The sequence below is a fragment of the Enterobacter sp. BRE11 genome (genome assembly GCF_031844285.1).
Classification (GTDB): domain Bacteria; phylum Pseudomonadota; class Gammaproteobacteria; order Enterobacterales; family Enterobacteriaceae; genus Pantoea.
On record NZ_JAUZUX010000003.1, the window covers coordinates 231682 to 252683 of the forward strand.

At 53.4% G+C, this 21002-nt stretch carries 26 protein-coding genes; 11 read left to right on the top strand and 15 right to left on the bottom strand.

Annotation, left to right across the window (positions count from 1 at the left end; translation table 11 throughout):
* Window positions 1-47 precede the first annotated feature (47 nt).
* From Q9R34_RS04880 to Q9R34_RS04895, 4 genes are all read left to right on the top strand, one after another.
* Window positions 48-860, top strand: coding sequence for an ABC transporter substrate-binding protein (locus tag Q9R34_RS04880; RefSeq protein WP_485892594.1), 813 nt, complete (start codon window positions 48-50; stop codon window positions 858-860).
* Window positions 861-932: 72 nt separating this feature from the next.
* Window positions 933-1745 carry an amino acid ABC transporter permease gene (locus tag Q9R34_RS04885; RefSeq protein WP_434124381.1) on the top strand — a complete coding sequence of 271 codons (813 nt, stop codon included), beginning with the start codon at window positions 933-935 and terminating at the stop codon, window positions 1743-1745.
* Between the two features lie 8 nt (window positions 1746-1753).
* Window positions 1754-2515: an amino acid ABC transporter ATP-binding protein gene (locus tag Q9R34_RS04890; RefSeq protein ID WP_485892595.1), complete on the top strand. Its 762-nt coding sequence runs from the start codon at window positions 1754-1756 to the stop codon at window positions 2513-2515.
* A 37-nt stretch (window positions 2516-2552) separates the two neighbouring features.
* Window positions 2553-3665, top strand: coding sequence for an NAD(P)/FAD-dependent oxidoreductase (locus Q9R34_RS04895; RefSeq protein ID WP_485892596.1), 1113 nt, complete (start codon window positions 2553-2555; stop codon window positions 3663-3665).
* A 96-nt stretch (window positions 3666-3761) separates the two neighbouring features.
* On the opposite strand, the gene Q9R34_RS04900 is transcribed toward Q9R34_RS04895, so the two are convergent.
* Both Q9R34_RS04900 and Q9R34_RS04905 read right to left on the bottom strand, forming a co-directional pair.
* Complete coding sequence (locus Q9R34_RS04900) at window positions 3762-4271, bottom strand: RcnB family protein (RefSeq protein WP_485892597.1); 510 nt, start codon at window positions 4269-4271, stop codon at window positions 3762-3764.
* Between the two features lie 180 nt (window positions 4272-4451).
* On the bottom strand, window positions 4452-5189 hold the full coding sequence (locus tag Q9R34_RS04905) for a CDP-diacylglycerol diphosphatase (protein ID WP_485892598.1): 738 nt from the start codon (window positions 5187-5189) through the stop codon (window positions 4452-4454).
* A 180-nt stretch (window positions 5190-5369) separates the two neighbouring features.
* Here Q9R34_RS04905 and Q9R34_RS04910 point away from each other — a divergent pair, with 180 nt between their 5' ends.
* Window positions 5370-5579 (top strand): hypothetical protein, encoded by a 210-nt coding sequence (locus Q9R34_RS04910; protein WP_485892600.1) that lies wholly within the window; start codon window positions 5370-5372, stop codon window positions 5577-5579.
* Between the two features lie 107 nt (window positions 5580-5686).
* Here the strand turns inward: Q9R34_RS04910 and Q9R34_RS04915 are convergent, their stop codons facing one another.
* Complete coding sequence (locus tag Q9R34_RS04915) at window positions 5687-6703, bottom strand: isopenicillin N synthase family dioxygenase (RefSeq protein WP_485892601.1); 1017 nt, start codon at window positions 6701-6703, stop codon at window positions 5687-5689.
* A 240-nt stretch (window positions 6704-6943) separates the two neighbouring features.
* Between Q9R34_RS04915 and Q9R34_RS04920 the strand changes: the two genes are divergently transcribed.
* The gene (locus Q9R34_RS04920) at window positions 6944-7957 is read left to right on the top strand and encodes an HNH endonuclease (RefSeq protein ID WP_485892603.1); all 1014 of its coding nucleotides are present in this window, start codon (window positions 6944-6946) and stop codon (window positions 7955-7957) included.
* Window positions 7954-8547 (top strand): class I SAM-dependent methyltransferase, encoded by a 594-nt coding sequence (locus Q9R34_RS04925; protein WP_485892604.1) that lies wholly within the window; start codon window positions 7954-7956, stop codon window positions 8545-8547. Before Q9R34_RS04920 ends, Q9R34_RS04925 begins: the two co-directional genes overlap by 4 nt.
* A gap of 42 nt (window positions 8548-8589) precedes the next feature.
* Here the strand turns inward: Q9R34_RS04925 and symE are convergent, their stop codons facing one another.
* On the bottom strand, window positions 8590-8922 hold the full coding sequence (symE, locus tag Q9R34_RS04930; protein ID WP_485892605.1) for an endoribonuclease SymE: 333 nt from the start codon (window positions 8920-8922) through the stop codon (window positions 8590-8592).
* Between the two features lie 558 nt (window positions 8923-9480).
* On the opposite strand from symE, the gene Q9R34_RS04935 reads away from it, so the two are divergent.
* Entirely contained in the window at window positions 9481-9915 is a 435-nt protein-coding gene (locus Q9R34_RS04935) for a Shiga toxin A subunit (RefSeq protein WP_485892607.1), read from the top strand.
* A gap of 429 nt (window positions 9916-10344) precedes the next feature.
* Here Q9R34_RS04935 and Q9R34_RS04940 read toward each other — a convergent pair whose 3' ends face one another.
* From Q9R34_RS04940 to Q9R34_RS04985, 10 genes are all read right to left on the bottom strand, one after another.
* Window positions 10345-11352, bottom strand: a complete 1008-nt coding sequence (locus Q9R34_RS04940) for a restriction endonuclease (protein WP_000528271.1) — start codon at window positions 11350-11352, stop codon at window positions 10345-10347.
* A 258-nt stretch (window positions 11353-11610) separates the two neighbouring features.
* On the bottom strand, window positions 11611-11952 hold the full coding sequence (locus Q9R34_RS04945; RefSeq protein WP_485892608.1) for a TA system toxin CbtA family protein: 342 nt from the start codon (window positions 11950-11952) through the stop codon (window positions 11611-11613).
* A 20-nt stretch (window positions 11953-11972) separates the two neighbouring features.
* The gene (locus Q9R34_RS04950) at window positions 11973-12314 is read right to left on the bottom strand and encodes a type IV toxin-antitoxin system YeeU family antitoxin (protein WP_164474320.1); all 342 of its coding nucleotides are present in this window, start codon (window positions 12312-12314) and stop codon (window positions 11973-11975) included.
* Between the two features lie 10 nt (window positions 12315-12324).
* Window positions 12325-12867 (bottom strand): RadC family protein, encoded by a 543-nt coding sequence (gene radC / locus Q9R34_RS04955; RefSeq protein ID WP_164474321.1) that lies wholly within the window; start codon window positions 12865-12867, stop codon window positions 12325-12327.
* Window positions 12868-12879: 12 nt separating this feature from the next.
* Window positions 12880-13320: an antirestriction protein gene (locus Q9R34_RS04960; protein ID WP_485892609.1), complete on the bottom strand. Its 441-nt coding sequence runs from the start codon at window positions 13318-13320 to the stop codon at window positions 12880-12882.
* Between the two features lie 30 nt (window positions 13321-13350).
* Window positions 13351-14172, bottom strand: a complete 822-nt coding sequence (locus Q9R34_RS04965) for a DUF932 domain-containing protein (RefSeq protein ID WP_485892610.1) — start codon at window positions 14170-14172, stop codon at window positions 13351-13353.
* A 120-nt stretch (window positions 14173-14292) separates the two neighbouring features.
* A complete protein-coding gene (locus Q9R34_RS04970; RefSeq protein ID WP_164474324.1) occupies window positions 14293-14766 on the bottom strand; it encodes a hypothetical protein in 474 nt (157 codons plus the stop codon).
* Between the two features lie 71 nt (window positions 14767-14837).
* Complete coding sequence (locus Q9R34_RS04975) at window positions 14838-15323, bottom strand: hypothetical protein (RefSeq protein WP_485892612.1); 486 nt, start codon at window positions 15321-15323, stop codon at window positions 14838-14840.
* A 2-nt stretch (window positions 15324-15325) separates the two neighbouring features.
* A complete protein-coding gene (locus Q9R34_RS04980; protein WP_032689717.1) occupies window positions 15326-16042 on the bottom strand; it encodes a helix-turn-helix transcriptional regulator in 717 nt (238 codons plus the stop codon).
* Between the two features lie 243 nt (window positions 16043-16285).
* The gene (locus Q9R34_RS04985; protein ID WP_164474326.1) at window positions 16286-17161 is read right to left on the bottom strand and encodes a GTPase family protein; all 876 of its coding nucleotides are present in this window, start codon (window positions 17159-17161) and stop codon (window positions 16286-16288) included.
* A 220-nt stretch (window positions 17162-17381) separates the two neighbouring features.
* On the opposite strand from Q9R34_RS04985, the gene Q9R34_RS04990 reads away from it, so the two are divergent.
* Entirely contained in the window at window positions 17382-17909 is a 528-nt protein-coding gene (locus Q9R34_RS04990; RefSeq protein WP_232675458.1) for a hypothetical protein, read from the top strand.
* Window positions 17910-18339: 430 nt separating this feature from the next.
* Here the strand turns inward: Q9R34_RS04990 and Q9R34_RS04995 are convergent, their stop codons facing one another.
* Window positions 18340-19257 (bottom strand): hypothetical protein, encoded by a 918-nt coding sequence (locus Q9R34_RS04995; RefSeq protein ID WP_485892613.1) that lies wholly within the window; start codon window positions 19255-19257, stop codon window positions 18340-18342.
* Window positions 19258-19677: 420 nt separating this feature from the next.
* On the opposite strand from Q9R34_RS04995, the gene Q9R34_RS05000 reads away from it, so the two are divergent.
* Entirely contained in the window at window positions 19678-20256 is a 579-nt protein-coding gene (locus Q9R34_RS05000) for a YagK/YfjJ domain-containing protein (protein WP_485892614.1), read from the top strand.
* Window positions 20257-20363: 107 nt separating this feature from the next.
* Window positions 20364-20573, top strand: a complete 210-nt coding sequence (locus tag Q9R34_RS05005) for a helix-turn-helix transcriptional regulator (RefSeq protein ID WP_164474327.1) — start codon at window positions 20364-20366, stop codon at window positions 20571-20573.
* Window positions 20574-21002 lie beyond the last annotated feature (429 nt).

Genomic DNA, 21002 nt, shown 5'->3' on the forward strand with positions numbered 1-21002 from the left:
ACCGGCTCGACCGTCTCTGATGTTTAACCTGCAAAAACGGATGAGCTATGAAATCGCCAATTCACCTGAGCGCCCTGTGCGGCGCCGCAATCGCACTCTGTTCGTTCTCCTTCAGTACGCTGGCGGCCAGCAGCGACAACCCTTACGGCCTGCTGGAGCCTGGCCACCTGCGCATCGCCAGCGTGGGCGACTCCAAACCCTATACCTTCACCGACGCCAGCGGCCAGTTCACCGGCTTCGACGTGGAGTTCTTTAAAAACGTGGCGCACCGCATGGGCATCGATCAGGTCGATTTCGTCGGACAGGATTTCTCCGCCATCCTGCCCGCCGTCGCCAACGGTCAGTTTGACGCCGCCGTCGCCGCCATCGGCATTACCCCGGCGCGCGAGAAGACCGTGGACTTCTCCACCGGCTATCTGGCGGGCTACCTGACGGTGCTGACGCGCAGCGACAGCGGCGTGAAGAACGTCGAGACGCTGGCGAAGCGCCGCCTGGGAGTGATTCAGGGCACGCTGCAGGAGAGCTACGCGGCACAGCACTTCACCCAGACCGACCTGGTGCGCTTTCCCGACAATAACGCCGCCGTCTCGGCGCTCAACAACGGCACGCTGGATGCGGTCTTCCTCGACTACGAAGCCGCCAAAAGCTACGCCGCGCGCTTCAAGCTGATCTCCGCCGCCGATATTCCGTCTTTCGACGCCCCGGCGGGCGTCGCCTTCGCCAAAAACAAACCGGCGTTCAAGGCCGCGCTCGACAGCGCCATCAAGGCCGCCATGCAGGACGGCACCTGGAAGCAGCTCTATCAGAAGTGGTTTCCCGGCTCGCCGATGCCAGAGCAGTATCTGCCTGGCGGCCAGTAGTGCGTGAGCGCTAAGCGTTCAGCTTCTTCTTAGTGACGGCGCGCCCGTCACGCGTACCCGTGGAGTACGGCGATGGATCTTCTGACAATGCTTTCCCGCACCTTCTTTGACTTCGCCTCAATGAAGGAGGTGCTGCCGCAGCTGCTGGCGACCGGGCTGGTCAACACCCTGATCATCTCGATCGCCTCGACGCTGCTCGGCACCCTGTTCGGCCTGCTGCTGGCGCTGATGGGCATTTCGCCGTCGCGCTGGCTGCGGCTGCCGGCGCGCATCTACACCGATCTGTTTCGCGGCCTGCCGTCGATTCTGACCATCCTGCTGATTGGCCAGGGCCTGGCGCGCTTCAGCTATCAGCTGTTTGGCCCGACACCCTATCCGCTCGGCATCTTCGCCCTCAGCCTGATCGCCAGCGCCTATATGGGCGAGATTTTTCGCGCCGGGATCCAGAGCGTTGAGCGCGGACAGATGGAGGCGTGCCGCGCGCTCGGCATGAGCTACAGCCGCGCCATGCGCCAGGTAGTGATCCCGCAGGGCATCCGCCGCGTGCTGCCCGCCATCGTTAACCAGTTTATCGCCATTATCAAAGACTCCTCGCTGGTCTACCTGCTCGGCCTGATGACCGGCCAGCGCGAGCTGTTCCGCGTCGGTCAGGACGCGGCGGTGCTGAGCGGCAACCTGTCGCCGCTGATGCTGGCCGGGCTGTTCTACCTGATCATCACCGTGCCGCTGACTCACGCGGTGAACGTGATCGACGTGCGCTATCGCACCGGCCGCCGACGCCTCACCGCGCCGCAGAGCGGCCTGAAAGAGGTCGAAGAAGTGCAAAAGCGCCCCGCGGGCGCGCTGACCGCACAACCCTTAACCGGCAATCGGGGGCAATCATGAGCGTTGCAATGAAACTGAGCGAGCCGCCCGCCGCGGCAGGCTGGAAAGGGTCGAGCCTGGAGCTGCGCGAACTGTCGCTCTCCTATGGGCCGATCGACGTGCTGCGCGGCGTGTCGCTGCGTATCGCGCCCGGCAGCACCACCTGCATTATCGGGCCGTCCGGCTCCGGCAAATCGACGCTGCTGCGCGGCATCAACCGCCTGCATGAGCCCAAATCGGGTGACGTGCTGCTGGCGGGACGCTCGGTGCTGCAGGACAAGCCCGACGCCCTGCGGCTGCGCATCGGCATGGTGTTCCAGCACTTCAACCTCTTTCCCGACCACAGCGCTCTGGAGAACGTGGCGCTGGCACCCTGGAAGGTGAAAGGCCTGCCAAAGGCGCAGGCGATGGCGATTGCGCGCCAGCGGCTTGAGGAGGTGGGCTTAGGCCAGCGCGCCGATCACCGTCCGCGCGATCTCTCCGGCGGCCAGCAGCAGCGCGTGGCGATCGCCCGCGCGCTGGCGATGGATCCCGAGGTGATGCTGTTTGACGAGGCGACCTCAGCGCTCGATCCCGAGCTGGTGAAAGGGGTGCTGACGCTGATGGCCGATCTCTGTCGGCGCGGCATGACCATGGTGGTGGTGACCCATGAGATGGGCTTCGCGCGCAAGGTCGCCGATCAGGTAGTGTTTATGGACGAAGGCGAAATTGTCGAAGCGGGCCCGCCTGCCCAGCTGTTTGACGCGCCGCAGTCGCCGCGCCTGCAACGTTTTCTGTCGGAAGTGCTGTAGGCGCTTCCCCTTTTCGAACTGAACAAGGAACTGAATTATGGCATTAGAAGATCTGCGCCGCGTAGTGGTACTGGGCGGCGGCGTGCTGGGCGTCTCCAGCGCGCTGCATCTGGCAAAGCGCGGCGCGGCGGTCACGCTGGTGACCGAGGCGGCGCTCTGCTCCGGCGCCTCCGGCCGTTCGCTCTCCTGGCTCAACTCGGCGGGCGAGCGCTCGCTGCCCTATCACGCGCTGCGCATGGCGGGCATCGACCGCTACCGCACGCTGTTCGCCGCCGATCCGACGCGCGACTGGCTGCGCTTCGACGGCGGCCTGTTCTGGGCGGCGGATGACCAGAGCGGCACGCGCGCGCGCCATGCCTATGAGAAGGCGCACGGCTACGACTCGCAGCTGGTGACGCGCAGCAGCCTGGCGCAGGCCGACGCGCAGGTCGAGGGCGCGGCGCTGGCGCAGGAGGCGATCTTTAATCCTGGCGAAGGCTGGGTCAGTTTGCCGCACCTGGTGGCGTATCTGGCGCAGCAGCTGCGCGCGCTGGGCGGCGAGATCGTCGAGCACGCCGGAAAATGCGCGGTGCTGCGCGACGGCTCGCGCGCCAGCGGCGTCAGGCTGGCGAGCGGGGACCAGCTGCGCGCCGACGCGGTGCTGGTCGCCTGCGGCCCGGCAACGCCCGACGTGGTCGCGCCGCTCGGCGTCACCATCCCCAATGGCTCCCCCGTGTCGATGCTGGTGATCACCGAGCCGGGCGCGCACGGGCTGAAGGCGGTGCTGAACACGCCGCGCGCGGCAATGCGCCCCAATCCGGGCCACACCTTCGCGCTGGATCACGACTGGTATGAAGAGGATATTCAGCAGCAGGCCGATGGCAGCTACGCCATTGACGAGAGCGTGGTAGCGCAGCTCGCCGCCGAAGCGAGCCAGTTAGTGAAAGGCGAGCCGCTGCGTGCCGCCAGCTGGAAGCTGGGGTTAAAACCGATCCCCGGCGACGGCGAGCCGGTGTTCGGCGAGCTGAAGAGCGTGCCCGGCTGCTTTGTCGCCTTTACCCACTCTGGCGCCACACTGGCACTGATTGCGGGCGAACTGCTGGCGGAGGAGATAGTGACCGGCGAGAAGCAGCCGATGCTGGCGAGCTTCCGGCCGGAACGGTTCGCATAAAAAAGCCGGTCGCGTGACCGGCTTTAGGCTGTAGAGAGTGCCTGTAAGCGGGTGAGAAGGCTCGGGCATTCTCACCTGCGAGCACGGCTCGCGCGCTTAGCCGCGATAGTAGATATCGCCCGACTCCGCTTTCAGGATTTTACCCACGTCATTGGTAATCAGCAGATAGTTGCCGCCGATATAGGTCCAGTGGCTGCCGGTTTCCGGCGCGGGCAGGTTACGCTTCTGCCACTCAACGATGTTGTAGGATTTGTCGAGATACTGCTGCGGCACGTTGTCGCCGATTTTGTAATCTTTGTAGTCGATGATGATGCGGTTGAGATCGTAGTTTGACTGCGCCTGCGGGCTGCCGGCGTTCGCATCCGGCGCGGGAGACGGCGTGCTGCCCGTTTCCGGCTCTTCGGCGTTTGGTCCCAGCGGCGGCTGGCCGCTGCTGTCGGGGGTGTCGCCCTGCTGCGGCTGCGCATCGGCAGGCGCCTGCTGCTGAACCTGCGGCGGCGGCGGAACGGTATCGGTGGCGTCGCCTTCAGCCTGTGCGGCGGGAACAAGGCTCAGCGAGCCAAACAGTAGTCCCGCTAAAAAGAGTGCGTTCTGAGTCCTGCGCATAATGTTTTCCACGTTGATTGATTTTGTTAAGAGTAGATCAGGATAAAGACAATCTGTACAGCCTGACAGTTCCGTAGCAGGGCAGGAAAGGTGCGAATAACCGTTCTCTATCGGGATACCCCCTCACACCAAAGCACGTTTCTGCTGGCGCGACTACGCCCTGTCTTTTTACTTTCAGGCTTAATGCCCAGGCGAAAGTATCTCGCAGCGTTTATCCAGCAAAGACTCCACCGAGGCGCGGTTGCCCTTATCCCAGCCGCGCCGCGTGGTCAGCAGGATAAATCCCTTCTCTCCCGAGAAGGTCGTGGGTATCAACGCCACGCCATACTCCGCCAGCTGCGGCGGCGACAGCTGAAAGTGACGCGCCACCGAGGCGATGGGATAGATGCCCATCGCCGCGGGCTGCATCACGCGGCGGGCATAGTAGGTATGGTTCAGCAGGCGATCGTGCAAGGGCCGCCACTGCTCATCAATATAAGGTCGCTCCGCCTGCAGCTGGCGGCGCACATCTTCGCGCAGGCAGGTGAGATGAATATGCAGCTGATTCTGGCTGCGTCCATACGCAGAGTTAATCGCCATGCCCAGCCTGTCCTCAGGAACTTCGGCGCCATACGCCACCATCAGGCGGTAGCGCATCAGCCAGGCGTAGCCGAAGTAGTCGGTGCGGCCCTGGCGCGACAGCGCGATGCTCTCGATACCGGACATCGCCAGGTTTGGCACCAGGATAAAATGGTAGGGGTAGCGCGGGTTCTGCAGGACGCTGAAGCCCTGCGCTTCGCTCTGCGGCTGATAGATCTGCTGGCAGGGCGCCGGATCGCGCCGAAGGTGGTAGTGGGGCATGCAGAGATCCTGCGTCACCATCCGTAGCGCGTCGGAGCGCGCGCATCCGCCCAGCAAAAGCGCCAGGGCTGCGAGCATCCATCCTCGAAAAAACCGTAATTGCATAGCGTCAGCCGTAGTTGTGGGTGGCGCTACGTTTCGCGTGGCGCGTCCTGATAATATTAGCGAGAAATTATGCCAAACGACGCGCCGATCGGAGCGGCGACTGCCCTTTCGCTCTTCGGCAGCTTCCTGATTGTCATTTGGGGAAAAGGATTGATGAAAAAGCTTCTTGTGTCGACGCTGATTGCCTGCGGCTTATCCGCCTGTAGTTACGATAACGATTCGGCGAGCAGAGCGCCGGATAACACCCGGCGCGCGATGCCGGATATTTTCCAGTCGATGACGCCCTCGCAGCAGCGGGCGGTGATGTCTGGCGAGCGGCCTGACTGGACAGAGACGCCGCCGGTCAGGATCCCGCGTCATTAAAAGGCAGCGGTAAATCATGGCGGACGCCGTAGCGGGATGAGGCGCGCGGCCCTGCCCCGCCTTACCGCATCAGCATTACGGATTATCTTCTTTTTCATGCAGTCCCCTTATGAAAGTGTCTTGAGATAATCGCCGTAATAGCGCTGCGCCACATCGCGGTGCGAGCGTAAACGTCCTTTGAGGTAGTTCCAGCCCACGTCGCGGATGAGCGGATTGGCGGGATCGCTGGTCGGCCCCCGCGCTTCCGCCGCCAGCGCGTCGGGCAGCTGGTAGATCGGCACCTGAGTGTCGAGCTGCGCGCCGAGGAAAAAGGCGATGGAGATGCGCTCCTGCCCTGCTGGCGGCGAGAGCACGCGGTGCACGGTGGCGCGCAGATAGCCGTTGGTCGCCAGCTCCAGCAGCTCACCGATATTCACCACGAACGCGCCCGGCTTCGGCGCGGCATCGACCCAGTTGCCCGGCGTCACCTCCACCTGTAGCCCGCGCTGCTCGTCCTGCAGCAGGAAGGTGAGAAAGCCGGAGTCTTTATGCGCGCCGACGCCCTGCTGGCTCTCCTCGGCGCTCTGTCCGGGATAGCGGATCAGCTTGACGTGCTCGTTGGGATAGCGGCCATAGAGCGCGTCGAAGGCGTCCTCCGGCAGCGACAGCGAACGGGCGAAGGCGCGCAGCAGGCGCAGCGCCACGGCTGTCATCTCCTGCTGCCAGGCGTTGATCACCGGACGCAGCTGCGGCAGCGCCTCCGGCCAGAGGTTCGGCCCCTGCAGACGCTTCCACGCCGCATCGTCCGGCTGCAGCAGCAGCGGCTCGCGATCCGCGCCGATATCGAACTGCTCGCGCTGGTCCCGCTGCTCGCGGGTGTACTCTACGCCCGCCAGGTTATAGCCGCGGAAGTGCGGCGAGTGGATCATCGAGACGCGCAGCTTCTCTTCCTGCGGCAGATCGAAAAAGGCGCGCGTAATGCTCTGCACGTTCTGCTGCAGCTGCGGATTGATGCCGTGGTTGATGAGGTAGAAAAAGCCCACGTCGCGCGCGCTTTCGCGCAGGCGGGTTAAAAAGTCGGTTTGTTCGGTTTCGCTGCCGGCGAGTTGCGCCAGATCCAGCACCGGTAAGCTTGTCCAGGTCATTGTGCGTTTTCCAGATAGGATGCCCGGATTTACCCTCGCACTAATAAAACGCATCGGGAAATAGTGAAGCGCTATATGTTATCGCAAGGGGTTTTTAGAAGAAGTTGGGGAAAGGGTATGCGGGAATGGGATTAGGGATCGGGTCCGGGATGCATTTCTTCCCCTGTTATGCAAAGCTGTTACTTGTTTCGTTAATCTGGAAGCCAGCTCGCAAATCGGCTTCGTTCAGGACAAGGCAACATGCTTTTTTATCAGGCCGATCCCACGCTGGAGAACTACTGGCGAGGCGTCATTCTGTTCGGCAACAACGTCGCATCCTACAAATTCGCGCTGGCGCATGCGCTGTACGATCTGCATACGCAGGGCAACGATCTCATCTCTCTGGACGCGCTGGCGCGTCCGTTTAGCCAGCATCTGTGCCGTCATCTCGAGCAGGCGCCAAAGCAGATCACCACAAAAAGCAGCCAGTTCCTCGACGCATGCATGCAGTTCAATCAGGGCGAAATCACTGAAGAGGCGCTGCTGGCGGTTACCGTTAAGCGCGGCTTCGCTAACGTGATTGATGCCTTTCACAACGTGAACCGCGCGGAGATTGACGTGCGCTTTTTTCTTGATGAACGTAAAACGCAAAAAGGTATCCGGCTTACCGAGGCGTTCTTTAAGCTGACCGAGACCCAGCAGTTTCAGAACCTCATCCATGAGACCGATGCGCGCTGGCGGCTGGTCGAACAGGCCTGGTCGATGGGCGTGTCACGTAACCTGGTGGCGGTGGAATATGACAGCGAGCAGCAGGTTCTGTTTACGCGCCAGCGCGAGCGACGCGTCGATATCACCAGCTGTCGCAACAGCCTGAACGGCTACCAGAAAGGACGCTGCTTCTACTGCTATCGGCCGGTCAGCCTTGAGCGCGGCCACGCGGATCTCACCGATGTCGATCACTTTATTCCCTGGGCGGCGCGTGACCAGGTGCCGAACCTCAACGGCGTCTGGAATCTGGTGCTGGCGTGTCAGAGCTGTAATCGCGGTAAGGAAGGCAAGTTCGCCCATATCCCGTCGCAGTCGCTGCTGGAACGGTTGCACAAGCGCAACGAGTATTTTATTAACAGCCATCTGCCGCTGCGCGAGACGCTGATTCAGCAGACCGGCAATAGTGAAGCGACGCGGCGCAGCTTTCTGGCATCAGGCTGGCAGGCGGCGCGCAGCGTGTTGTTCCATATCTGGCAGCCTCAGGCTTGTGGAGACGCCTTATTTTGAGTACGCAACGCTACTATCAGCGCAATGCGCAGCAGTTCTTCGAGAGCACGGTCGCGGTTGATATGGCCGAGATCCGCGATCGCTTCACTGCCCTGCTCCCTGCGCATGGATCTGTTCTGGATGCGGGTTGTGGTTCAGGACGCGATGCCAAAGCCTTTGCTGAACAGGGATTTCAGGTAGAGGCGTTCGATGCCTCGCCGGAACTGGCTGAGCTGGCAAGTCAGCATAGCGGCCTGCCGGTTAAGGTGATGCGGTTTCAGGAGCTGGATGCGGTTGCGCGCTATGACGGGATCTGGTGCTGCGCCTCGCTGCTGCATGTATCGCGCGCGGAACTGCCAGAGGTGTTCAGGCGGCTGGGGAAGGCGTTGAAGGCTGGCGGCGTGCTATATGCGTCTTTTAAGCATGGTCAGGGTGAGAGGGAGAATAATGGTCGGGCGTTTACGGATATGCGCGAGGGGGAGATTGCAGGGATGTTGAGGGAGAACAGGATTGATGAGCTGAGGGTGATGCAGGAGTGGATAAGTGAGGATCGGCGAAGGGAGCGGAGTGACCGGTGGGTGAATGTGTTAGTTGGGAAAACGGGTATTTGATATTTAACCGCCCCCGATGCTGTATCAGGAGCGGTTTACTATTCAGGCAGCTTTTTGTTTACCGGCGATAACTTTGATAAATTCCAGTACCTGCTTTTGTTTCCGCGCTGATAGCTTGCACGCCTGACGCAGCGACTGCATGAGTTCAGTCTCTTGCTGCTGGGCGGTAAGCACAATGCAGCCTTTCATTATCTTCACCTCAACCATCGTGCCAGTGGTAAAACCTGCAGCTTCCAGCCACTGCCCTTTCATGGTGATGGCGGGCGTTCGACGATAATCCGGATAGCGACTCGCATAGCCAACGGTTATTTGGCGATTATTTGATGGGAAGACTTCTGGTTCGGTCGGTTGTGCAATAGAATGCGCGTTAGTCATGATTACTATTCCTTTTCAATAGTAGTTGTGATTAGCGGCGCGGAGGTGTTGCAGCACATCCGCGCCGCGCTAAATACCTGTATATATCATCAGAGAAATGGGAATAAGTCCAGATTGAAACAGGTTAAATAATTGTGCTGCTGAAACGATTTCAATATATAAACGAACAATTCATTTTGAATAAAAGAATAAAAAGCATTCGGGGAATGTCACCAACTAAATCATAGATTTTATTTCAAACTATCTATATTAAAAATCTCACATTGAGTAAAATCCTCTCTTCGCTGCTCACGGCCATGTCACGCAGGCTCATCGATCTATTCACCCTGGCTTTCAACATATCTCAGCGGCAGGACGGTCTTAATTGTTATTCATTTACTGTGCATATAATCGCCATCATTTGATTCTGGTCAATTCTGACAGCCGAATGGCGTGTACATTCAGGAGGTTTATAATTCATAGCGTCCCTGGATCCGCATCGGAAGGCTGTATCATTATGGGTCATGCTGCGCGGTTACTCGTAAGCAAAGATATAGGGGCAACGCTGGAGGTTGTACAATGATTAAAAAGGCATTACTAGCTATAGCATTTATGCCATCGTTAAGCCATGCAGCGGATCTGCCAGGTAGTGAATGCGCAGCTCCGGGACATTTTGTTGAAGGAATGTTTCTCGCAAGTATTAAAAACGATCTCGGTATCGACCTGACCACAATTCAGTATAATAAAACTGCTGTTGAAATATTAAGCATTAAACCAGTATCTGAACTGTTTGCCCGGAAGCTTGCTATTGCTGACAGCAAGAAAAATCCAGAGCTTGCTGAGAAAGATTATTACGACATATATCGTAATGGTCATGTGCTGACCGTAACGGCTAAATACATATTTACGGACAGGGAAAATAAGCGTGATGAATTTATCTCTTCGGCATTCGTAAACGATGATGAGTGCTCGGTGAAATATAACGGCTATATAACGCTATCTCGGGAGTTTTGAACATTGAAAGCCCGTTGTACTTAACGGGCTATTTTTCATTAAACTATTTCGCTGATTTATCGTCGTATTGCCTGATTGTGCCAATCTCTGGCTGATTAAGACATACTTTTATTTTTCAGCTTCATCATCCTCAGTGACCGATTGATCTAGTCAGTTTTGGCATTTATTGAATTAACATTTTGAGGTAAGAATTGATATTGTCAAAAGCTTAAACAAGGTGCCTTAGAGCGACATCCTTCAGGATAAACGGTGCGAAGGCCGGACTCGAATTAAACACCTAATAGACTGATATCAATGTTGTTTATAAACAGGGGTAAATAGTTATACCCGCACTTGTACCCACAAGTGAAAATCCGTACAAAAAATAGACATTTCGAGTGGGTATAAAGCCATATCAGTAGAACACCGATATGGCTATCAAAGCAAGATTCAGGCAGGTAGGAAAGTTTTCTTCAGAGGCACCAAAAGTTTAGTCTCGATATCAACTTGCTCGTAGTTCTCAATAAGCGCACGGACGAGATCATCAAGTGTCCAGAGCGTCAGTGGTATCGTCGAACGGTCGGCTTCATATCGAGCATCTTTCGTAAAACCCCCTGTACTGACATAAAGCCCGCGATCGTCTTTATGGCGACCGCCGATAAAGCTGCGTATCTGTTGGCTTCCCATCTGTTCCCTGCGGTGCTTTACCTCAACGATAATACGTGGATTTTCAAAGCCGAATCCATCAGGTGAAGCAATGATATCTTTACCCCGATCGGCTCCCGCTGGTGACACCTGCGTTTTATAGCCCATACTGCGTAAAACTCCGGCAACCAGATTTTGCATCTCGTCCCAATCAAGAGAGTTGATGCGGTCTTTGATACCCTCGAACGCCAGCATTTCCATATCGCGGAGCGGATCAGAAACGACCTCATCTTCATCTATCACAATTGGATTCTGAGTAATTACATCTGCAGTGGGTTTCTTATCCTGCAAAAGCTCTTCTAGAGCATATTCTGGAAGCTGGAAAACCGTCAGCGTGGAGCCCAATGTGTTTTTGGTAGCAACAGACAATCGATCGCGATCGATTTCTTCAGTATTCCATTTAACCTGTCGAGCGATTCCCATCCCCTCTTCTACCCATTCAGGGTGGTACTGGAAATCAGATGTAACCTTACCTAGCAGATAAGTACGATTGGCTGGCGAATAAGTAATAACCCAATCACCCTTTTGGATCTCATTCACAAAACGCCAGACCTGCGATGCACCAGAACGGGCTGTTCCCAGCTTTGTTAAGGGATCTGCCTCCTGGTATAAGGCGAGTAACTGGGCTCGGGACAGGCCGGGTTTGACTAATGGAGCCAGCTGAGACCAACCGATGCCTACAATTTGCTTATCGCGAAAATCGTCATAGAGCTTGCCGCCATCGCCACGAATCATCCACATTCTGTTGCCCATACCAGTCCCTTCATGAGGAAAAGAAATTAAGCTGGATCATAAGCTTGTTCGTCGCATGCGTCAAAACCATCAACAACGACGGCCCAGAATTCCCGGATTGTACTTGCGATAATGTGCCCAGTTAAAATTACAGCTTCAATTGGCATGATATTTCGTCCATATAAGTAAAAGCACCAACCAGCATCGGCAGGTGCTTTTTGGAATGAGTAAATAAGTAAGGAAAGCTGCAGTGTGAATCAGGAAGGCTATTCCCGATGTTCACCGTGCCGCGTTAATACGATTTCTTTTCAATAAACCAGTTGCCTGTCGCGCCCGCAGAATATCGACTGCCCGCAGATATGGGGACTGTTCTTGCCAGTTGAATCCCCTGCGATCAATACGAACCAGCCCGTACTTTTCCACCAGAAAATTAACGGCATCGGCCAAAGATATACCGGCATCGATATGTTCCTGAATTACCGTTTCATCACTGAATGGTGTGTCGTTGAGTGTCAGGCCATAATGCTGTTCCAGCAGGCGTGCAATCAGCATTTGCCAGACTGCCACAGGCGACAGACATAGCGTCGCCGCCTGCGGAGTTGTTGCAGGTAAAGTTTTCATATTTGCTCTTGTGAAAGTAGTTAACGTTGAGTGGGGTAAACGGCGATGTATACATAGCCGCAACTGCCAAGTGTATCGGCTTCGCAGGTGAAACCATTGTGGTACAGGGTGACACAGTGGGCCTGACGAGAATTCATTTCACCAGTAGTCAACATCGACTCCATCTGGCTTATAAAATGTGGGAATACTTCATCCAACTTCAAAGATTCTGCGTTACTGAATTCACCGGTAATGCTGGCCCGGTCAACCAGATAGTGCAGCCGGTATCCCTCCTGTACCAGACGAGCGCCAAAGCAAGGCGTCACATTACGATTCAGCCCCCACTGGAGAAATGAATCGTTCTCTGAGTCAGTAGATTTCATTGAAGTACCCTCATATCCAGCCTCGCTCTGCAAACGACACAATGCCATCTGAACCGACAACCAGATGATCGAGTATGTTCACATCAACCAGTGCCAGGGCTTCTTTAAGCCTGCCCGTAATGTTGCGATCGCATTGGCTGGGCTCCGGATCACCGGATGGATGGTTATGCGCCAGCACGACAGCGGCAGCATTGAAGCGAAGCGCTGACTTCACTACCTCTCGAGGATGGACCTGGACATGGTTAACCGAACCGGCAAATAGCGTTTCGCTCTCTAGTAAACGGTGCTGATTATCGAGATAGAGCACCATAAACACCTCCCGTTCTTGCCCTGCCAGATGCAACCGAAGCCAGTCACGGGCAGCCGTGCTTGAGGTAAATGACATGCCGGGCTGGCGCAGATATTTTTCCAACAGGTTGATGGCACGACGAATGGTGCGTTGGGCATAGGGTGTCAATCCGGAGGTCGCGGGGAGCAAATAACCATGCTGGGCCATAATCGCCAGTGGAAAGAGTTCAGGCTGCGTTGACAGCGGGGATAATGCGGTATTCATGTTCGGTATCCCTCAGTCGATGAGATGCATAATGGCGCTGCACTCTGGATGGTTCAGCGCGTAGTTGCGTAAGCGATAATAGTGTTCAGTCATCGCGTCACACTCGGTGCGGCAAGCGTGGTGGCTGAATGCCATCAGGCAGGCGACTATCCCTGCCGCTTCTCCAGTAAGTTCCGCGCCGTTGCCATTCATCGGGTTGAACAACGTCCATTTCTCACCGTCAGGCTCCGGAGCCATAAATGTGCCGCTATTGTTGAGTGTGTAAAAGCTCCAGACGCCGCCGCTGTAATCAGCGCACAGGCGATCCATCCAGCCGAAGATTTGGGGCTCAAGGGTTATCCATTGTGGGATGGAGCCAAAGTGCTGCGGCCAGAAGCCGATGCGTAGCTCGTCAGGGACCACCGAGGCAGTAATTGCTGCCTGCTCAGCGGACTCAGGGTTGTGTGTCTCCATTAAATTATCTCCTTATGCCGGAACGGTTGTTTAACGCTCGAAAAACGCGAGCATGTTTTCTGCCATAACCCACAGGGCGCGATTGAGCTTCACGTCACCATCAATACCGGTAATAGCACGGGTGCGGTTGCTTTTCCCCTGTGCGGTTCGCCCTGACAGACCACCTTTCATTAGGTTCTCCTGTACCCGCTGATAGACGGTCCACAGGTCATCGCTGTAGTCCTCCCGACGACGCGGGGTCAACAACTGCGATACCGTGACCGGCTGGTGTTCCTCACCAAATCGATACTTCAGTGCGGCATTTGCCAGCGCGTGACGGGCCGGTGCTGGCAGCGCCAGCGACTGCATTGCATCGCGTTTATCATCCACCCGGTCAAACACGCCGAGTATTTCGTAAGCCCCCTCAATTACCTTCTCAACAACATTACCTTTATGTGGTACACGCACTTCGCCGAATGACTGACCGCAGACCAGACCGTTGGTACAGACGCCACGAAACAGCCCCGGCAGCATCTGGTAGCTCGAGGAGCCGTCATGGCTGTTGAGCAAAATGATTTCCGGCACCTGATGCCCGGTCAGTTGCCCGGCACGACGCAGGCGCAGCATGTGTTTGGTGAGCTCCCGCTTGCTCTGGTCGCGAACCTTTGTCTGGCAGGCAAAGAACGGCTCAAAGCCTTCACGCTGCAGACTTTCGAGGATGGTGATGGTCGGGATGTAGGTATAACGGTCTGAACGAGATTCATGCTTGTCACTCCCGAACACGCTGAGAACATGGCTCATCAGCTCTTCGTGGGTCAGAGGCCGGTCACGGCGTATCTGGTTTATACGGCCAAAACGGCTGGCTAATCGCATGGGTGACTCCTTATCTGATAATGAAATAAAAACAAAAAAGGCCATGTTCCCGAAGGAGCATGGCCTGTTGCTATCTGGTGTTGGTATGTTGCGGGCTGTAGAGGACTGAAATGTGAAGGATTAATCGCTGTAATGGGTGGTTCTGCAGCCACTGAGGTCAGACAATTCTTTCTGCGTATTCTTCAGCCCCGGACTGAAGGTGCCGACTTTTTTATCGTTGACGTAAACATCAAAATTCCCAGCCTGGCTCAGCGCGTCAATAAATGACACCCAGGCATTGTCACCGTTTCGCCAGCCGAGGAATGACGGTAACGGATACTGACTTTTATCCATGACGACCGTTATTTCCGTCCCGTCGTCATGAGAACTTACTGATGTTCCATCAGGCAGGGTGAGATCAACACCGTGTTGCAGAATATTCTGCGCATCCGGATTGCCAGTACAGTTAAGATTAAACACCACCTTCTCCGGGCTGGTAATGATATATTCGGTCACGCCCATCCCAAAACCACTCGTCCACATATTGGGAATAGCCTCTGCTGTTGATACAGAAGCCAGCATAGCTAATGTAAATATTACGTAAGGCAGTCGCATAATGTTGTCCTCAAATCATGTAATAAAGCTTTTGTCGTTTAAAACAATAAAGTAATGAAAAAACAGTTGGATTATTTTATTTGTTTGTAGCGAAACGCTTCTTTCCCGGCATAAATCCCGACGAGATCGTCATAACGAGGGTCCTTTTTATTCGGGCGGAACGTTACTTTCATATCGGAACTGCACATATCCTTCATGGTGAGATTGAATTCTTTACCTGGCGTAATGGTATAACCTGTTGCCACATCGTCTTTACTGGGAGTGATCCACCCCCATATTCCCCCCGGACAATCTCTGGAAGGTTTCGAGCGAACAACAATAAACCATCCCATTGAATCTACTTCCGTCGCTGTACACAGTTTTCTGACCTGTCGATGGGCATCACACCAGAATATATTCCCACTTTTATTATTCACTGCCGCAGGCAGGAACCCGCAATAAGGACGTGCTGCGTGAGCATTACCTGCGATAAGTAAGGGGAAAAACATGACTGGTAGTAAAGACAATAATTTCAATTTATTTATTAGATTAACCTTACATTCAATTGTGGGGACCATCTCTAATCAGTTTGTCCGGATTGCCCCCGACTTTCTGAAGGAGAAAATGAATTCAGCGACTGCTGAATAAAACGGAAATGAGGTAAGGCAGAGATAAAATGTTTATCCTCCGACAGCTGATAGAGAAGCTCACTACGAATAAATGTTTCCCGCGATGGCCTTACCAGATGAATCTCATCCAGCCGGAAGACACGTAATTGCCTGTTATGTTCAGCGACAAGATACCAATAACCGTCAAGCGCGATTAGCCGGTAAGGTGCGATGGCCTCATGACGCTCCCCTTCAGTCAGAACGGTGATGCGCTGACATCCCGAAATAGCTCTGACCAGCCTGTAGAAGGAGAGCTTTCCGGCCGGGGGATGAGGTCTGTCCTGATGCCATACCAGACAGGGTCGATCATCACAGTCCAGCAGGCTGCTGATCAGGCGCCGGTCAAAGCCCGGGAAAACTCCGGCCAACCCCGTGCGGTGAGCAAAGGTCAGAATATCTATTTCCTGCCGAGTACTGTGAATATCCGAGCGCAGACTGCACTGCCCCTGGTAGTAATCCAGGTCGAGATACATCAGACGTTCCCGAAAGTCACGACGCAGCGTGCGCTCTGACACCCCGAATTCAGTTGCCAGTTTGCGAATAAATAGAGTTTCACCGGACACCAGGCGGCTAATAATCAACGACAACCTGACAGCAAGCCGGTCATGTCGCCGCTCCTGAAGCGTCATGAAAGATTTCTCCTGAGAAGTTAACTCTCTGAATTAATACTGATTACTTTAAAGGAAGGAGTGGACAGGGTATGGACAACATCGGAACTATTTTTTATGAGCAGTCCAGCCTTGTGGGCGCTCGTCTGACAGACAATGATGCTTCGCCTGATTTAATTGATGATAAAACGCAGTGGAAAGGACGTGTCCACAATCAACAAATCATTAACAACCAGTTCATCATTCGCAGAGAAAATTGCGATATCAGAAGAATATCCAGTCCCAGACGGCCCGTGCGACCGACACCACCGCATCACGCACGGTACGAATCACCGTTTTCAGTGGCGCAGGCAGGAATGACAATGACTCAACCGTATCAAAAACCCGGCCCACTGCGTCACCGAAACTGTCACGGGCCTGCGACTTTACCGGCTCTGTGCAGAGTCTCCCTTGCAGTTGTGTCACCACCGGGCTGGTGGCGCGGTCAGGCAGACAGCGCATCATGGCTGCCACCATCTCCTCAATGCCCCATCCAGTGCGGGCGGACACCACACAGACCGGATGATGCAGTTTAAACATCGCCATAATCGCTGCCTGCTTCGCTTTAAGATTTTCCAGTTGGTGCGGTGAAGGCTTGCTGGTGAGGGTATCCCATTCATGACAGGGTTCGATTTTGTCGGCCTGGTTAATCACAAACAGTACCTTTTGCCTGTAAGGTTGCATTACACCGTGCCAGAACTGCTCGTCCACGGTTAGTGCCCGATCATCGGCCTTAATGACCCACAGCACTAGGTCCAACTCCGGCAGGATTCGACGGTACAGGGCACGGTATTCTTGATCCCGCCGCCCGTTTTCACCTACCCCCGGTAAATCGACAATCACCAGACTGTGACGACCGCTGCGCAATCGGAAGCGCAGTACGTCGCGAGTACAGGAGTTCACGTCACTCACCGGGGACACCTCGCCCCGGAAAAGTTCGTTGCAAATAGATGATTTACCAGCACCACTTTTGCCCATGATGCCAATCACCGGCTCGTAATGGGTCAGGTTCTGGATACGTTCAAGAATAAGCTGGCGAAGCGTGCGCGGAAGCGACGCGAGCGGTTGTTCAAGGGCCTGAAGGCCATCAGGTTTATTCATACAGTAGTCTCAGCGTGAAAAATTAAAAACCTCGCGATCCAGTCTGGAAGGCGGGGATTCACGGAGATAATATCTGTCTGAAATTATTTGGAATTGTAGATTCGTTGGCTTGAAGCGTCATTTTCTGTGATGCTCGCCAAGAGTAGCGGAGCTATAAAAAAACACTCTCGTCGGTATAATCTCTTTCATGTTTTTCTTTTCGGTATCTAACACCATGAGCATGTCAGCATTACAACCGCAGATAGTTAAAGCAATGAAACCAAAACATGGAAAAGATTGGATGTTAGTCCGTGGAGACACGGTTTTCGTCCGCTTTTTAGCTCAAAATGATGATGGTAATTCTTTTGAAGTGCAGACACCAACGAGGCCTGAAGAGAGAATTCGCACTGGGGGTGGTTTGACTATCGGATACAAGCTGCCAGTAAACCAGAAGCTCCTTTTTTCGGTCGCTGAGACGTTAGCCCAAGAAAATCATCTTCAACCTGAGAAAAAAGTAGACCGCTTTCAGAATAATTGCATCTCCATGTTTTCCATTACTATAGATCACGGCAAAACTATACAAGATGAAGTCAACGAGGAATGGGTCACTCGCTTCTTTGAGCTCTTCGATGCTCATGAAATTTCGACGAATATTGTCGAACCTAGCATGGTCGATATTTATTCTGACCTATGTGTTGAGGATGGCGAAGACGTTTATCTGAGTGATGGTATGTACATGCGCCCAAACGGGACAACTTACGAACGTTGATAATGTAGGTGCGAAAGCATAAATCAATTCCCGGTTGATAGCCGGGATATCACTTGACCATAGCCGATAATTAGTCCAAGTAGCCCCACTTATTCAGGCGACTGTTCGTATTCATGACCACTCTATGAGTTAGTTCGCCGCCACGCTCTGGGCTTATTTCCTCTGCTTTCAGACGATCTACTATCTCATTCTCTCTTCATAAATAGACAAAAGTCCGCTCCTCGCTTCGCTTATAACGGACCTTCAGATCAGCTAGCTTATACGCTTCGAGCCAGAAGTAAACATTCAAATTTTCATACCTCGACTATGTGCTCTGTATGTAATGGGACAAGGAGGAGATAATGAGAGGACCCTGGATCGACTCAAAGGGTCGACTCAGATTCATAACAGCACTGAGAAATCAGACGAAGAAACCACTGAGATCACAACGCTATTTAGCAGATCGCCGATAAGATTTCGCCGCTTGCCAGGCATGTTTCATCTTCTCAATAAACTCCAGCTTCTCTTCAGGTTGGACATTCCACACATCTATAGCCGCAATAATCATGTCATAACGCATAGACGTATTATAAGGGCGAAGATAGCCCGCTATTCGTCCTTTTCCTTTGAGATAATCCCAGAGATATACTAACTGAGTTTCATCATCTCGTGACATCCAGTCAAAATCTGTCAGAAAAAAATCATATTGCTCAAGCCAACGCTCATGCAGTTTTCTGAAATAAGAGATCTTATCTCCAAGTGAGCATGGAGCTTCATCAATGTACCTCATCACACCATTGATCAGTTCACGCTCAGTTACCGGAGTGGGATTGTACACATCGGTACTTGCTCTCGCGTTCAGATAAAATCGGGAGAAAACACGTTTCGGTTTTTTCGAAGCAGTAGACTGTGGATTTGTTATCAAGTCCCAATCAATATCGTCCAAATCTATATTCAAATTAGAGAAATCAATATTGGTGAAGATATTATCGCCCATTAAAAGAGAATTAAAATCACTAGAACAACCGACGTCATTCCCCAACCCACCAAGCGTCAACCCTGCAGATTTTACTGGGTATTCAAAAATGTAATGGTGAGCAAACCACGATGCTCTAGGTGTACCTTTGAAACAATCAAAATAATCTTTATCAATCAGTTGCAGGTCAGCCCATTCTTTAAGTGTTTTCCGCGCAATTTTGATTCTGTCCTGATCGCCATGAAAATGCCGTTCAAGAATCTGAGAGATCAAGCGTCGAAAATCATCCGGCGTATCATAAGTACTGCACAGTAACGAGTGATCTGTGTTGAAAATCCTATTTAACGTTTTTAGGTACATTATCTCGTAGCGGATCATATCGTAATGCAACATCGTCTCTTCCCTCTGCTTCTTTCTGACTCCCAAAAATAGATTAGCATTAGCACCTTTTTGGTTGGTGGAGTCGGGTCACAGACCTGAAGAATGACTGATTTTTAACTGATATCTTGCTGATTTTATTGTGATAATACTCTGACATTTTACTGCGTTATTCCTGTGGTTTTTACTCTATGAATCTCCTCTGTTCACCTCATTAGAATCGTTCAACAGCAGATATGAACATTTGGGTTTTTAGTATAATTAAGGGGTACTCCCTGTTTCTATACCACCCTGTTCACAGCTCCTTCCCCCAAGCATTAACCCTGCCTGTCATCCCCTTGATACACAGTTCCTTGTATCTGCCGTATCCCCGCTTCTCTTAAAAATTACATCTCATCCCAATCCTTTGCACTCCATCTGACAAAGGATAAATCAATGCACACACCTTACCCTTTTAACCCTAGATACACGATGAACTGGTTTCTACTGTCTCTGATCAATAACCACCTGAATCAGCTACTGAACCGATACTCGCGAATACAGGCACTCAGACTCGACCTGTTCTATCAGAAAGGTACAGAGCGTTATAAACGTCATTCATGGAGTGAAACCGAGCAAGAGGTGCGCATGCTGGTTGAACGCACCGTGCAACACACAAATCTGGCAGGGTATTTCTGGGTACTCGAGAACTCTATAGACCACGGCTGCCATGCCCATATCGTGTTCTATCTCGACAGGCACCTTAATCAGGCTACCTACCCAATAGCTGAGAGAGTCGGAACAATATGGCGGAAAATCACGCAACGAGAAGGGTATTACAACCGCTGCGAATACAAACCTACTTATGACGTCAGTATTGATAAGCCGGTGAACTACGATGATACCGAAGCCATCGATAACCTGCGCTACATCATCAGCTACCTTGCCAAAGAAGAGCAAAAGCACGGTCACTATCACTATGGAGCCAGTGAGGTACCGCCACCCAGTGGACTGGGGCGTCCTCGCACATTGTAACTTACGTTCTGCACTTTTTTACGTATCAATCCATTGATGTGGAAGGGCTGGTGGTAACGAGCGATCAACCACCAGCTCAGGATAATCCCACAATGGAAGACAGCATCATGACAAAACATATTTCTTTAATCGATGACCAACTGGTGGATATGCGGTTCATCACGAAGCTAACGGGGCTGACGGATAAATGGTTCTATAAGCTGATTAAAGATGGTCTATTCCCGAAGCCAATTAAGCTGGGCCGCAGCTCCCGCTGGCGACAGAGTGAAGTCGAAGACTGGCTACTGCAACGTATTGCGGACTCACGAGGCGTTTGATACGCTCAACTCTCTCTGAATTTTATTGTCGTAAGCCCCTTCGCTTACCAGTTTTCCCTGACACAGCTCACCTGAAGTCACCAGCTATTACCAGTAGCTCCCCTTCAAACGACCTAACTTGATAAACCTGCCAGACTACCCGAACAGGGACGGCTGACGTCTACGCATCGTCTGGCGGTAAGGGGCCCAAATATGTTTGCCAAATCTTCTATCGTACTCGACGGTAATTGTCGCCTGACCGGTGCAAGAACGACACAGCAGTATCAGTATGGCCATTACAGCAGTCCCTGTGTGGCAGTGCGCTGCAATTCAATCCTTAATACGACACAAAACGGCCGTGGTTTGAATACGGTGCAGAAGATCTCACGAAGAGCTACGGCGAGCAGTACTGCCCATATGTAAAGCCCGTTGTGACAGAGACCTGTCATA